Source organism: Streptomyces sp. MAR4 CNX-425, assembly GCF_048656465.1.
GTDB lineage: Bacteria > Actinomycetota > Actinomycetes > Streptomycetales > Streptomycetaceae > Streptomyces.
Map to the genome: position 1 here is coordinate 33,686 of NZ_JBMDLF010000014.1, position 15,097 is coordinate 48,782.

General features: G+C 76.7%; 1 protein-coding gene. It reads right to left on the minus strand.

Annotated elements, in window-relative coordinates; genetic code table 11:
• Positions 1–135 precede the first annotated feature (135 nt).
• Positions 136–15,051, minus strand: a complete 14,916-nt coding sequence (locus ACHZ99_RS30495; protein WP_420308118.1) for an SDR family NAD(P)-dependent oxidoreductase — start codon at positions 15,049–15,051, stop codon at positions 136–138.
• Positions 15,052–15,097 lie beyond the last annotated feature (46 nt).

Sequence of the window (15,097 nt, forward strand, 5' to 3'; positions counted from 1 at the left end):
ATGGAACATGAACACCCCCGACCAACACCCCTTACCATCCCCTATCTACCTCGTTTCCTATTCGCCGGCCGGGGGTGTGCGCCCGCAAAGGCGGGGGCGTTTCCCGCGCTCATGTCCGGCCGCTTGCCCGGGGCCTCAGGGCAGGCCGAGTTCCCGGTCCGCGAGTGCGAAGAGGTCCGCGTCGGTGGCCGTGTCCAGCTCGACGGTCTCGGCCCCGGGCCGGTCCCACCGGGACAGCAGGCCGCGCAGGCGGGCTGTCACCCGGGCCCTGGTCTCCTCGTCCGGCTCGCCCTCCGACAGGGCCCGCGCGGTCCTCTCCAGGTTCTCCATCTCCGCCAGCAGGGCCTGGCCGGGGGCGGCGTCGGCGGGGCCGAGGAGCTCGCCGAGGTGGCCGGCGAGCGCGGCGGGGGTCGGGAAGTCGAAGATCACCGTGGCGGGCAGCCGCAGGCCGGCCGCCGCGGCGAGCCGGTTGCGCAGATCGACGGCGGCCAGCGAGTCGAAGCCGACGTCCTTGAACGACTGTTCCGGCCTGACCGCATCCGCCGCGCCGCGCCCCAGGGAGGCCGCCGCCGAGGTGCGTACGAGGTCGAGGAGCAGCGCCTCCCGGTCGGCCTCGGAGAGCGGGGCCAGCCGGTCGGAGAGGTCGCCCCCCGCGGCCGCCGCCCCCTGGGCCGCGGTCTGGCGCACCGGCCGCACCAGGGAGCGGAACAGCGCGGGCACCCCGGAGGTGCGGGCCTCCTCGCGGACGGCGGCCAGGTCGAGACGGGCCGGCACCAGGTGTCCCCCGTCCCCGGTGAGCGCCCTGTCGAACAGGGCGAGGCCCTCTTCCGCGGTGAGCGCGGGGAGCGCGGCCCGCCGGCCCGAGGGGGCGTGCGCGCCTTCGAGGTGGGCGGTGAGTTCGCTGGTCACCCCCCACAGGCCCCAGGACAGCGAGGTCGCGGGCAGCCGCTGCCCGCGCCGGAAGCCCGCGAGGCCGTCGAGGAAGGCGTTGGCGGCCGCATAGTTGGCCTGCCCGGGATTGCCGAGGACGCCCGCCGCCGAGGAGAACATCACGAAGGCGGCCAGGTCGAGCCCTTCGGTGAGCTCGTGCAGCTGCCAGGCCGCGTCCGCTTTGGGGCGCAGGACGCGCTCCAGGCGTCCGGCGTCCTGTGCGGCGACCACACCGTCGTCGACGGTGCCCGAGGCGTGCACCACCGCGGTCAGCGGGTGCCCGGCCGGGACGGCGTCGAGCACGGCCTTCAGGGCGTCGCGGTCGGCCGCATCGGCCGCGACCAGGGACACCTCGGCGCCCAGTGCCGTGAGTCCGGCCGCCAGCTCCCGGGCACCGGGAGCGTCGGGGCCGCGCCTGCTGAGGAGCAGGAGGTGCCGTACGCCGTGGGCGGTGACCAGGCGGCGGGCGACCAGACCGCCCAGGGTGCCGGTGCCGCCGGTCACCAGGACCGTGCCGTCGGGGTCGAGATCCGCGAGTCCGGTGGGCGTCGTGGCGGTCTCCCTGACGAGGCGGGGCACGTGGATGCGGCCCGCCCGTACCGCGGTCTGCGGCTCGCCGCTGCGGAGGACGGCGGGCAGCGCCTCGAACGCGGACTCGTCGTCCAGGTCCAGGAGCAGGACGCGGTCGGGGTTCTCCGACTGCACGGTGCGCACCAGGCCCCAGACCGCGGCTGCAGCCGGGTCGCACAGTTCCCCGTCGCGGCTGGCCACGGCCATGCGGGTGACGACGACCAGCGGGGTGGCGTCCAGGCGGGGTTCGGCGAGCCAGTCCTGTACGAGGCCGAGGACCCGGGTGGTGAGGGCGCGGGTCCGCGCGGGGGCGTCGGTGCAGCCGCCGTCGACGGCCCCCACCAGGACCGCGCCGGGTGCGGTCGCGCCGGCCGCCAGGGCGTCGGCGAGGGCGCCGGCGCCGGAGTAGGCGGCGGCCCGGGCGGGTACGGGGCCGGTGTCCTCGCCGCCGAGCACGGCGAGTTCGAGGGCGGTGCCGCCGGCGCCGTCCGCCTGGCCGGGCAGCGCCGTCCAGTCCAGCCGGTACAGGGTGTCGGCGCCGCCGGCCGTACCGCCGGCGAGCGCCGTGCCGTCCACGGGGCGCAGCACCAGGGAGTCGACGGTGATGACCGGCCGGCCCGTTTCGTCGGTCGCCCGCAGCGAGAAGGCGTCGGATCCGGTGGGTTCGACGCGCACCCGCAACGCCGTGGCACCGGAGGCGTGCAGGTGGACCCCGCTCCAGACGAACGGCAGCGCCACGGTTCCCTCGCCGCTCGCGGCGACCGCGCCGAACGCGGCGGACTGGAGGGCGGCGTCGAGCAGCGCGGGGTGCAGCCCGAACCGGCCGGCGTCCCGGTGCAGTTCCTCAGGCAGCGCGACGTCGGCGAAGACCCCGCCGTCCACGCCGGTCCACACGGTGCGCAGGCCCTGGAAGACGGGCCCGTACGCATATCCCTCGGCCTCCTTGCGGGCGTAGAAGCCGCCGGTGTCGACGGCGGCCGCTCCGGGCGGCGGCCAGGCGCCCGGGTCCGTCGCGGGGGCGGCCGGGTCGTCGGTGAGCACCCCTTCGGCGTGCCTGGTCCAGGGGACGGCGGCGTCGCCGGCCGGGCGCGCGTGGATGCCGACCGTGCGCTGTCCGCGGCCGTCGGGTTCGCCGACGGCCACCTGCACCTGGACGGCGCCGTGCTCCGGCAGCACCAGCGGGGCCTGGACCACGAGTTCGGCCAGGCGGCCGGCGCCGGCTTCGTCCCCCGCCCGTACGGCGAGCTCGACCAGGGCCGTGCCCGGGACGAGGACCGCGCCGGAGACCCGGTGGTCGGCCAGCCAGGGGTGGGACTGGACGGAGAGCCGCCCGGTGAGGACCAGGCCGCCGCCGTCCGCCATCTCCAGGGCGCCGCCGAGCAGCGGGTGACCGGCCTCGGCGAGGCCGAGGCCCGCGGCGTCCAGGGTGCCGGCGGAACGGGCGGGCCAGTACCGCCGGCGGCGGAAGGCGTAGGTGGGCAGGTCGGCGCGGCCCGTGGGGGTGCCGTCGAAGAACCGGGCCCAGTCGACCGCGACACCGCTCACGTGCGCTTCGGCGAGCGCGCCGAGCAGCGTCCTGGCCTCGGGGCGGTTGCGGCGGAGGACGGCCGCGGCGACCGGGACGGTGTCCTGCGCTTCGAACGCCTCCCGCGCCATGGTGGTGAGCACGGCGTCGGGGCCGAGCTCCAGGAAGGCGGTGGTTCCCCGCGTACGCAGGGTGCGTACGGCGTCGAGGAAGCGCACGGGACGCCGTACGTGGTCGATCCAGTAGTCGGCGGAGCCCAGCTCCCGCCCGTCCAGGAGCGCGCCGGTGATGCCGGAGACGAGGGGGATCGTCGGTTCGCGGTACGTCACCTGCTGCGCGACGGCGCGGAACTCGTCGAGCATCGGGTCCATGAGCGGCGAGTGGAAGGCGTGGCTGACCCGCAGCCGCTTGGTCTCCCAGCCGGCCGCCACGCAGGTGCCGGCGATCCGGTCGACGGCGGCGGCCTCCCCGGAGACCACCACGGCCCTCGGGCCGTTGACGGCGGCGAGGCCGGCCCGGTCGGCGAGACCGTCGAGCAGCGGCAGCACGTCCTCCTCGGCCGCCTGGACGGCGAGCATCGCGCCGCCCTCGGGCAGCGCCTGGATGAGCCGGCCGCGCGCCGCGACCAGCGCGCAGGCGTCCGTGAGGCTCAGGACGTCCGCGACGTGGGCGGCGGCGAGTTCGCCGATGGAGTGGCCGACGAGGTGGCCGGGGCGCAGGCCCCAGGAGTCGAGGAGCCGGAACAGCGCCACTTCCACGGCGAACAGCGCCGGCTGGGTGAACTCCGTACGGGCCAGGACGTCCGCGTCCGTGCCGAGGACGAGGTCGCGGAGCGGGCGGGGAAGGTGCGGTTCGAAGGCCGCGCAGACCTCGTCGAAGGCCCGGGTGTACGCCGGGAACCGGTCGTACAGCTCCCGGCCCATGCCGGGGCGCTGGCTGCCCTGCCCGGTGAACAGGTACGCGAGGTCCGCCCCGTCGCCGCCCGCGACCGGGGTCCCCTGGACGGCCCCCGGCGCGTCCTGTCCGCGGGCAAGTGCGGTGAGGGACGCGAGGAGGTCGTCGCGGTCGTCGGCGACGACCACGGCGCGGTGGGCCAGGACCGCCCGGGTCGAGGCCAGCGCGCGGGCGAGATCGGGCAGCGGCGCACCGGGCCCGGCCTGCTCCAGGTGGGCGGCGAGCCGGGCCGCCTGGGCGGGGAGCGCGTCGGCGCCCGCGGCGGAGAGCAGCACCGGCAGGGTTCCGGGGGCCGGTGCGCCGGCGGCCGGCGGGGCGTCGTCCCGGTCCGGAGCGTCGGCGCCCGGCGCCTCGGGAGCCTGCTCCAGCACGACGTGCGCGTTGGTGCCGCTCACGCCGAACGAGGAGACCGCGGAGCGCAGCGGCCCGCCGTCGTCGTCCGCCCAGGGGCGGTTCTCCTCGACCAGCGCGACGGCGCCCGACGACCAGTCGATGTGTGGCGACGGGGCGTCCACGTGCAGGGTCCGGGGCAGGACGCCGTGCCGCATCGCCTGCACCATCTTGATGACGCCCGCGACTCCGGCGGCGCCCTGGGTGTGGCCGATGTTGGACTTCACCGACCCCAGCCACAGGGGCCGTTCGGCGCTTCTGGCCCTGCCGTACGTGGCCAGCAGCGCCTGCGCTTCGATGGGGTCGCCGAGCGCGGTACCGGTGCCGTGCGCCTCGACGGCGTGCACGTCGGCGGGGGTCAGTCCGCCGTCGGCGAGGGCTTGCAGGATGACGCGCTGCTGGGCGGGCCCGTTCGGGGCGGTGAGCCCGTTCGAGGCGCCGTCCTGGTTGACGGCGGCGCCCCGGACGAGGGCGAGGACCCGGTGGCCGCGCCGGCGGGCCTCGGAGAGCCGCTCCACCAGCAGGAGTCCGGCACCCTCCGCCCAGACGGTGCCGTCGGCCCCGGCGCCGAAGGCCTTGCACCTGCCGTCGGCCGCGAGGCCGCGCTGCCGGGAGAACTCGATGAAGTTGTCCGGCGTCGCCATCACCGTGACGCCGCCCGCGAGCGCCATCGAGCACTCGCCCCGTTGCAGCGCCCGCACCGCGAGGTGCAGCGCGACCAGCGAGGACGAGCAGGCGGTGTCGACGGAGAGCGCGGGCCCCTCCAGGCCGAGCGCGTAGGAGACGCGGCCGGCGGCGACGCTGCCGGAGACGCCGGTCAGCCGGTAGCCCTCCAGCTCGGCCGGGGCGCTCTGGAGGTGCTGGGCGTAGTCGTGGTTGATGACACCGGTGAAGACTCCGACGTCCTTGCCGCGCAGCGACGCCGGGTCGATTCCGGCGCGTTCGACGGTCTCCCACGCGACTTCGAGGAGAAGCCGCTGCTGCGGGTCCATGGCCAGGGCCTCGCGCGGTGAGATGCCGAAGAACTCCGCGTCGAAGGCGGCCGCGTCGATGAACGCGCCCCGGTCCGCGTACGAGGTGCCCGGGTGATCGGGGTCCGGGTCGAAGAGCGCGTCGAGGTCCCAGCCCCGGTCGGTGGGGAATCCGGTGACGGCGTCCGTGCCCTCCTCGACGAGCCGCCAGAACTCCTCGGGGGTGTCCGCGCCGCCCGGGAACCGGCAGCCCATCGAGACGATGGCGACGGGGTCGTCGGCGCCTTCCCCTCCCGGCGGTGCGGCGGCGCCCTGCGCGGCGGCGGAATCGGGGAGTCCGGTGCCGCCGGCGACTTCGGCGTCGAGGTAACGGGCGACGGAGAGCGGTGTCGGGTGGTCGAAGACCAGGGTGGTCGGCAGCCGCAGCGCGCTCGCGGCGGTCAGCCGGTTGCGCAGTTCGACGGCGGTCAGCGAGTCGAACCCGGCGTCCTTGAAGGCCCGCTCGGGCAGCACGGCGTCCGCGCTCGCGTGTCCGAGCACGGTCGCCGCCTCGCTCCGTACGAGATCGAGGAGCTTGCGCAGCCGGGCGTCGCCGGAGAGCCCGGCCAGGGCGTCGGCGAGGCCCTGGCCACCGGCCGCGGTCGCGGCCGCGCCGTGGGCGGCCCGGCGCGCGGGGCGTACCAGGCCGCGCAGCAGCGCGGGGACCGGGTCGGTGGCGGTCCGCCGGGCGTCGAGTACCAGGCCCGCGGGCACCAGGACCGGGTCCGCGGCCCGCAGCCCGGCGTCGAACAGGGCCAGGCCCTCCTCGGCGGTCAGCGCCCGCATGCCGTCCCTGCGGGTGCGGGCGGCGGCGGTTTCGCCGAGCGCGGCGGTCATGCCGCTGGCCGGCGCCCACAGCCCCCACGACAGGGAGACCGCCGGCAGCCCGGCCGCCCGGCGCCGCTGGGCGAGCGCGTCCAGGAAGGCGTTGGCGGCGGCGTAGTTGGCCTGCCCCAGGTTGCCCAGGGTGCCGGCCGCCGAGGAGAACAGGACGAACGCGGCGAGGTCGGCGTCCCGGGTCAGCTCGTCCAGGTGGAGCGCCGCGTCCGCCTTGGCCCGCAGCACGGTGTCGAACCGGTCGGGTGTGAGCGCCGAGAGGACCCCGTCGTCGAGGACGCCGGCGGTGTGCACCACGGCCGTGAGCGGGTGCGCGGCCGGCACGGCGGCCAGCAGCCCGGCGACCTCCGCGCGGACGGAGACGTCGCAGGCGGCCCAGGTCACCCGGGCGCCGAGCGCCCGCAGCTCCTCGGTCAGCGCGGCGGCGCCGGGGGCGGCTTCGCCGCGGCGGCCGGCGAGCAGCAGGTGGCGGACGCCGTGGGCGGTGGCCAGGTGGCGGGCGACCAGGCCGCCGAGGGTGCCGGTGGCCCCGGTGACCAGGACGGTGCCTTCCGGGTCGAGGGCCCTGGGCACGGTCAGGACGACCTTGCCCACATGCCGGGCCTGGCTCATGTGCCGGAACGCCTCGGGGGCGCGGCGCACGTCCCAGGACGTGACCGGGGGCGGGCTGATCGCGCCGGACGCGAACAGGGCGGCCAGGTCGGTGAGCATCTCCCGGATGCGGTCGGGTCCGGCGTCGCGGATGTCGTACGCCCGGTACCGCACGCCGGGGTGGGCGGCCGCGACCGCGTCGGCGTCGCGGACGTCGGTCTTGCCGAGTTCGAGGAAGCTGCCGCCGCGTGGCATCAGCGCCAGGGTCGCGTCGGCGAGGTCGCCGGACAGCGAGTTGAGGACCACGTCCATGCCCCGGCCGCCGGTGGCGGCGTGGAACCGGTCCCGGAAACCGCTGTCGCGGGACGAGGCCACGTGATCGTCGTCCAGGCCGAGTCCGGCCAGCGCGGCCCGTTTGCCGGGGCCCGCGGTGCCGTACACCTCGGCGCCGAAGTGCGCGGCGAGCTGGACGGCCGCCGTGCCGACGCCGCCGGCCGCCGCGTGCACCAGGACGGACTGGCCGGGCCGCAGGCCGGCGAGGTCGCGCAGGCCGTGGTACGCGGTGAGGTAGGCGATCGGCACGGCGGCCGCCGTCTCGTACGTCCAGCCGTCCGGAATCGGCACCAGCATCCGGTGATCGGTGACCGCGGCCGGGCCGAAGCCACCGAAGTCGCCGATCATGCCCATGACGCGGTCGCCGGGGGCGAGCCCGGAGACCCCGGGCCCGGTCTCCAGGACGACGCCCGCGGCTTCCCCGCCGAGGCCGCTCTGGCCGGGCACCATGCCCAGCGAGACCAGCACGTCGCGGAAGTTGACCCCCGCGGCGCGCACCGCGACGCGCACCTGGCCGGGCGCGAGCGGCTCCGGGGACCCGGGGGCGGCTTCGAGGGCGAGGTCCTTCAGGGTGCCGGTCGCGGAGGTGGTGGCGAGGTGCCAGCCGGGCGCTCCGGCGGGCTCCGGGAGCGGCGGACGGGCGGCGGCCCGGTCCAGCCGGGGCACGTACAGGGCCCCGGCGCGTACGGCGGCCTGCGGCTCGCCGCAGGCGACGAGGTCCGGCAGCCGGGCCGCGGAGCGCTCGTCCCCGTCCGTGTCCACGAGGACGACGCGGCCGGGGTGTTCGGCCTGTGCGGCACGCACCAGGCCCCAGACGGCGCCCGCGGCCGGGCTGTGCACCTCGTCGGCGCTGTGCACGGCGGCGGCGCCCCGGGTGACGACCAGGACGCGGGTGGCGTCGAGGCCGGGGTGCCCCAGGCACTCCTGAAACCGCTCCAGTACGTACGTGGTGGCGGCCCGGACCTGCGCCGCCTCGGCGCCCGGGGACTCCGGTACCCGGACCACCAGCACCTCGGGTGCCCCGGACCGGACGAGCGCGTCCGCGTCCTGCCCGGTGGACGGCTCGGTCCAGGTGCCCCGCGGGGCGCCGGCGGGCGCTTCCAGCGGCCGCCACTCGGTACGGAACAGCAGATCGTGCGTCGCGTCCGGGGCGGCGCCCGCTCCCTGCGCGGCGAGCGGGCGCAGGGAGAGCTCCCCGACGGAAGCGACCGGCTGCCCGGCCGGGTCGGCCATCGCGACGGTCTTCGCCCCGCCGGGTCCGGTCGTGACGTGGACGCGGAGCGCCTCCGCGCCGGAGGCGTGCAGGGCGACCCGGCCGAAGGCGAAGGGGAGTTCGGGCGCGGCGCCGGGAGGGTCGAGGAGGGTCGCGGAGTGCAGCGCCGCGTCCAGGAGCGCCGGGTGCAGGAAGAATCGGGCCGCTTCGGACGCCCGGTCCTCGGGGAGTGCGACCTCGGCGTAGAAGTCGTCGCCGTCCCGCCAGGCTGCGCGCAGCCCCTGGAAGAGCGGGCCGTAGTCGAACCCGGCGGCGGCCCGCGCCGCGTAGAAGCCGTCGACGTCGAGCGGCTCCGCGCCGGCCGGCGGCCACGCGGTGAGCGCAGACGGGGCCGTGGGCGGGTCCTGGGTCACGGACCCGCTGGCGTGCAGGGTCCACGCGGTGTGCGTACCACCGCCGTCCGGGCGGGAGTGCACGGTGACCGGGCGGCGCCCGGTGGCGTCGGCGGCCGAGACGCCGACGCGGATCTGGACGCCGCCGCGCGGGGGCAGCAGCAGGGGTGCTTCGAGGACGAGTTCGTCGACGGCGACGGCGCCCGCTTCGTCGGCCGCGCGCAGCACGAGTTCGAGCAGGGCCGCGCCGGGGACGACGGCGTCGCCGGCCACCACGTGCTCGGCGAGCCAGGGGTGGGTGGCACGGGAGAGCCGCGCCGTGCACAGCACGCCGTCGCCGTCCGGGACGCCGATGACGGCGCCGATCAGGGGGTGTTCGGCGGCGGCGAGGCCGGCGGCGGACACGTCCGCCGTGTCGTCGGCCGGGAGCCAGTAGCGGGTGCGCTGGAAGGGGTACGGAGGAAGGGCGACCCGGCGGGCGCCGGTGCCGGTGAACAGGTCCTGCCAGTCGACTCGGACGCCCCGGACGTGGAGGTGGGCGAGGGCGGTGAGCAGGGAGTGCGGTTCGGGCCGGCCCCGGCGGAGCGCCGGCACCGCGGCGACCGTATCGACCGCGTCGACCGCATCGACCGCATCGACCGCATCGACCGCATCGACCGGCTGGTCGGCGAGGCACTCCTCGACCATCGCCGTCAGGGCGCCGCCGGGCCCGACCTCCAGGAAGGTGGTGGCGCCCGCGCGGCGCAGGCCGGTGACGGCGTCGGCGAAGCGGACGCCGCCGCGCACGTGCCGTACCCAGTAGTCCGGGTCGGTCACCTCGCCCGGCCCGGCCACCGCCCCGGTGAGGTCGGAGACGAGCGGGATGGACGGCTCGGCGTAGTCGAGGGTCGCGGCGACGGCGCGGAAGTCGTCGAGCATCGGGTCCATGAGCGGCGAGTGGAAGGCGTGGCTGACGCGCAGCCGCTTGGTGCGGCGGCCGCGCTCGGCGAAGGCGGCGGCCACGGCGTCGACCTCCCCGGCGGTGCCCGAGACCACGACGGCCCGGGGCCCGTTGACGGCGGCCAGGTCCACCCCGGCGGTGAGCAGGGGGGCGACCTCCTCCTCGGTGGCCTCGACGGCGGCCATGGCACCGTCCCCGGGGAGCGCCTGCATGAGCCGGCCGCGCGCCGCGACCAGCGCCGCCGCGTCGGCGAGGGAGAAGACGCCGGCCGCGTGCGCGGCCGCCAGTTCGCCGATGGAGTGCCCCGCCAGGACGGCGGGCCGTACGCCCAGCGCCTCGACGAGCCGGAAGAGGGCCACCTCGATGGCGAACAGCGCGGGCTGGGTGAACTCCGTACGGTCCAGGAGGTCGGCGTCGCCGCCGAAGACCACCTCGCGCAGCGGCAGCCGCAGCCGGCCGTCGAAGGCGTCGCAGACCGCGTCGAAGGCCCGCCGGAAGACGGGCACGGTGTCGTAGAGCTCCCGGCCCATGCCGAGGCGCTGGCTGCCCTGGCCGGTGAAGACCAGGGCGAGCCGGCCTCCCACCGGGGCGCCGGTGACCAGCCCGGGCGCGGTCTGTCCGGCGGCCAGCGCCTCGGCCCCGGCCACCATCCCGGCCCGGTCGCCGGCGACGACGACCGCGCGCTGCTCCAGCAGGGCCCGGGTCGTGGCCAGGGAGAAGGCGACGTCCAGCGGCCGGGCCGGCGCCGGCTCGCGCAGCTCGTCCGCGATCCGGTGGGCCTGCGCCGCGAGGGCGGGTCCGGTCCGGGCCGACAGCACCAGGGGGAGGGCGGGGAGCCGGGTGCCCTCGGTGGTGGCCGCGGGACGGGGCGGTGCGTCGGGTGCCTGCTCCAGGACGACGTGGGCGTTGGTGCCGGAGACGCCGAACGAGGAGACGGCGGCCCGCCGGGGCCGGTTCAGATCGGGCCACTCGCGGTTCTCGGTGAGCAGCTCGACCGCGCCGGAGGTCCAGTCGACCTTGGTGGAGGCGCGGTCGACGTGCAGGGTCCGGGGCAGCGTGCCGCGTTGCAGCGCGAGGACGGTCTTGATGACGCCCGCGACCCCGGCGGCGGCCTGGGTGTGGCCGATGTTGGACTTCAGCGAGCCGAGGTACAGGGGGTGCCCCTCGGGCCGGCCCTGGCCGTAGGTGGCGAGGACCGCCCCCGCCTCGATGGGGTCGCCGAGGGTGGTCCCGGTGCCGTGCGCCTCGACCGCGTCGACGTCGGCGCCGGTCAGCCCGGCCTGCGCGAGGGCCTGGCGGATGACCCGTTCCTGGGCCGGCCCGCTGGGTGCGGTGAGCCCGTTCGAGGCGCCGTCCTGGTTGACGGCGGAGCCGCGCAGCACGGCGAGGACCGGGTGGCCGTTGCGCCGGGCGTCGCGGAGCCGCTCGACGAGGACCAGGGCCACGCCCTCGGACCAGCTGGTGCCGTCCGCGGCGTCCGCGAAGGCCTTGCTGCGGCCGTCCGGGGCAAGACCCTGCTGGCGGGAGAACTCCACGAACGGCGACGGCTTGGACATGACGGCGACGCCACCGGCCAGCGCCATCGAGCACTCGCCGAGCCGCAGCGACTGGGCGGCGAGGTGGAGGGCGACCAGAGAGGACGAGCAGGCGGTGTCGACGGTGACCGCGGGCCCGGCCAGCCCCAGGGTGTAGGCGACCCGGCCGGTGACGACGCTGCCCGCCGAGCCGATGCCGAGGTAGCCTTCGGTGCCTTCCGGCGCGCGCCGCAGATGGGCCGCGTAGTCGTGGTACATGAGGCCGCTGAAGACGCCGACGGGACGGCCGCGCAGCGAGGTGGGGGCGATGCCGGAGCGCTCCAGGGTCTCCCAGGCGGCTTCCAGCAGCAGCCGCTGCTGCGGGTCCATGGCGAGGGCCTCGCGGGGCGAGACGCCGAAGAGCTCGGCGTCGAACTCGCCCGCGTCGTAGAGGAATCCGCCTTCGCGGGCGTACGAGGTGCCGGGCGCGGCGGGATCGTCGGAGAAGAGCTCGCCGAGGTTCCAGCCGCGGTCCTCAGGAAACGGCGAGATGGCGTCACCACCGGACTCGACCAGCCGCCACAGGTCCTCCGGGGAGTCGACGCCACCGGGCAGGCGGCAGGTCATGCCGACGATCGCGAGGGGCTCGTCGAGGACGGGCGCGGCGGCCGGATCCGCGGCGCGGACCGGCCGCTCCTCCCAGAGTCCGGCCCGCAGGTGGCGGGCGAGGGCGGCCGGCGTGGGGTGGTCGAACGCGACCGTCGCGGCGAGCGGCAGGCCGGTGGCCTCCGTGAGCGCGGTGCGCAGCGCGACCGCGTCGGCGGAGCTGAACCCGATGTCCTTGAAGGCCCGTTCGGCCGGGGCCGGACCGTCGTCCGTACGGCCGCGGACCTTCGCCGTCTCGGCGGCGACGAGGTCGGTCAGCTCGGCGAGCCTGGCGTCCTCGGGCAGCCGGTCGAGGCGGGCGCGCAGCGCGTCGGCGACCGCCTCGGCCGGGGCCGCGGCGGTCGGGGCGGTGGTGTCGAGGAGTCCACGCAGGAGGACCGGCACCTGCCGGGTGTGCGTGGCCGCCGCGTCGACCCGGGAGACGGCGAGGAAGGGCCGGCCGACCGTACGGGCACCGTCGAACATGGCGAGCCCCTCGCGCACGGTGAGGTCCGAGCCGGGCTCCCAGGCGAGCGCGGTCGCGGGCAGTCCCTGTGCCGCGCGCAGCCCGGCCAGCCCTTCGAGGAAGCCCGCCTCGGCGGCCTCGGCCGCCCGGCCGCCGGTGCCGAGCACGCCCGCCGTCGACGCGAGCAGCACGAACCCCGACAGCGGCGCGGCGCGGGTGAGTTCATGCAGGTTCCAGGCGCCGTCGACGGCGGCCGGGCGCAGGATGCCGGGCGGTCCGCCGGCCGCGGCGGCCGTGTGCACGACCTCGGCGAGCGGCCTCTTCAGCGAGTTCAGCACCTTGGCGAGGGTGCGCCGGTCGGCCGGGTCGCAGGCGACGAGCCTGGTGGTGGCGCCCAACGCGGTCAGCTCGGACTTGAGGGCGGCCGCGGCGGGGTCGGCACGGCCCCGGGGGCTGATCAGGAGCAGGTCACGGGCCGGGTGCACGGCGGCCAGGTGGCGGGCGACGACGGCCGCCGCGGGGGTGTCGGCGCCGGTGATCAGGACCGTGCCGTCGGCCGTGACGCCGGTCTGCCCGTCGTCGGGCGTGGGCGTCCTGGCCAGCCGGGGCATCACCGCAGTCCCGGAGCGCAGGGCGAGCTGGGGTTCGCGGGAGGCGAGGGCGGCGGGGAGCGCGGCGCCGGATCCCGGCTCGGCGTCGATGAGCAGGATGTGGTCGGGGTGCTCGCTCTGCACGGTACGCAGCCAGCCCCAGGCGGCGGCCTGGGCGAGGTCGTCGGCCCGCTCACCGGCCCCGGTCGCGACGGCGCCCCGGGTCACCACGGCGAGCCGGCCGGACGCCAGGTGCGGGTCGGCGAGCCAGGACTCCACCTGGTCGGCGATCCAGGCGAGCGCGGTGCGGGCCTCGTCCGTGGGGAAGACGCCGTCGGCGGCCGGTGAGCCGGGCCCCGGGCGCGCGAACAGCAGTGTCACCTCGGGGGCTTCGGCCCCGTCCGCAACCGCCCGCCGCAGCGCGGTGACATCCTCGTGGTGCGTCGCATCCGGGGTGTCACCGAGCAGTTCGGTGCGGGCGCGGGCGGATCCGGCGGTGGCGAGGCGGGGGGCGCCGGCGTCGGGGCCGCTTCCCGGCACGGAGAGCAGCGGGAGCCAGTCCATTCCCCACAGGGACTCGAAGTAGCCGCTGCCGACGGCCCGCAGCCGGGCGGGGCGGTCGAACAGCGCGTGCCGGGTGATCTTGCCGGAGGCGGTGCGGGGCACCTGCTCGATCTCGTACAGCTCCTCGGGCACCTTGAAGTAGGAGAGTTCCGTCCGGCAGGCGGCGAGCAGCCGCTCCGGATCGAGACCCCCGGGGCCGGCGACCAGAAAGGCGACCGGCACCTCGCCGAGCACCTCGTGCGGCTTGCCGGCGACGGCGACGTCGGCGACGCCCGGCAGGGACCGCAGGACCTCCTCGACCTCGCCGGGGTGGATGTTCTCGCCGCCGCGGATGATGAGTTCCTTGATGCGGCCGGTGACGGTGAAGTAGCCCGCGTCGTCCCGCCTGGCCAGGTCGCCGGTGCGGTACCAGCCGTCGCGCAGCACCTCGGCGGTGGCCTCGGGCTGGTTGTGGTAGCCGGCCATGACGTTGGGGCCGCGTACCCACACCTCCCCCTCGGCTCCGTCGGCCACGTCCACGCCGGTCTCCGGGTCGACGAGGCGGACGCCGAGGCCGGGCACGGGCAGTCCGCAGGAGCCGTCGACGCGTTCGCCGGTGGGCCAGTTGATGGTGATGGAGCCGCAGGTCTCGGTGGATCCGTACGCGTCGAGGAGGGGGGCGCCGAACGCCTCCTCGAAGGAGCGGCGCAGCTCCGCGGTGGTGATGGCGCCGCCGACCAGGCACATGCGCAGCTCCGGCGCCCGGAAGCCGGAGTCGCGGGCCGCGCGGACCAGGTAGTGGTACATCGTGGGGACGCCCGCGAGGAAGGTGGCGTTCTCCTCCTGGACGGCCCGCAGCACGTCCTCGGCGGCGAAACCGTCGAGGAGGCGGGCGGTGGCGCCCACGGCGGTGACGCCGAGCACGCACACGATGTGGGCGAGGGAGTGGAACAGCGGCAGCGGCCACACCACCCGGTCCCCGGCCGAGAGGCCCGGGATCGGCACGTAGGAGGCGGCCACCGACCAGAGGCAGTTGCGCTGGGTGGACAGGACCCCCTTGGGCTTGCCGGTCGTGCCGGAGGTGTAGAGCATCCAGGCCAGGTCGTCGAGGCCGAGGTCGTCGCGGGCGGGGGCGGAGGGTTCCGTGGCGGCCAGCGCCGAGAAGGAGAGGGTGCCGCGCGGCGCCCCCGCCGGTACGCCGCCGCCGACGAGGACCAGGCGCACCTGCGGGCGGTCGGCGAGCACGTCCCGCAGCCGGGCGGCGTGGGCGGCATCGGTGACGAGGAGCCGGGCGCCGCTGTCGTCCAGCAGATAGGCCAGTTCGGCCTCGGTGGAACGGGGGTTGCAGGGCACTCCGATGGCGTTGGCCCGGGTGAGGGCGAGATAGGTCTCGATCGTCTCGACCCGGTTGCCGAGGCAGATCGCCGCCCGGTCGCCCGGCTGCAGCCGATAGTCTGCGAAGTGGCCGGCGAGGCGACCGGTGCGCAGCTCCAGATCGGCGTACGTCACCTCCCGGTGGGCGTCCCGGAACGCCGTCTTGCCGCCGTACCGATCCGCGTTGGCCCGCAGAAGTTCCGGAAGGGGCCGGATCAGATCGGTGCGGAGCAATGTCACCACATCCCTGGGTTCGGGCCTGCACGAGGTGTCCTGACGC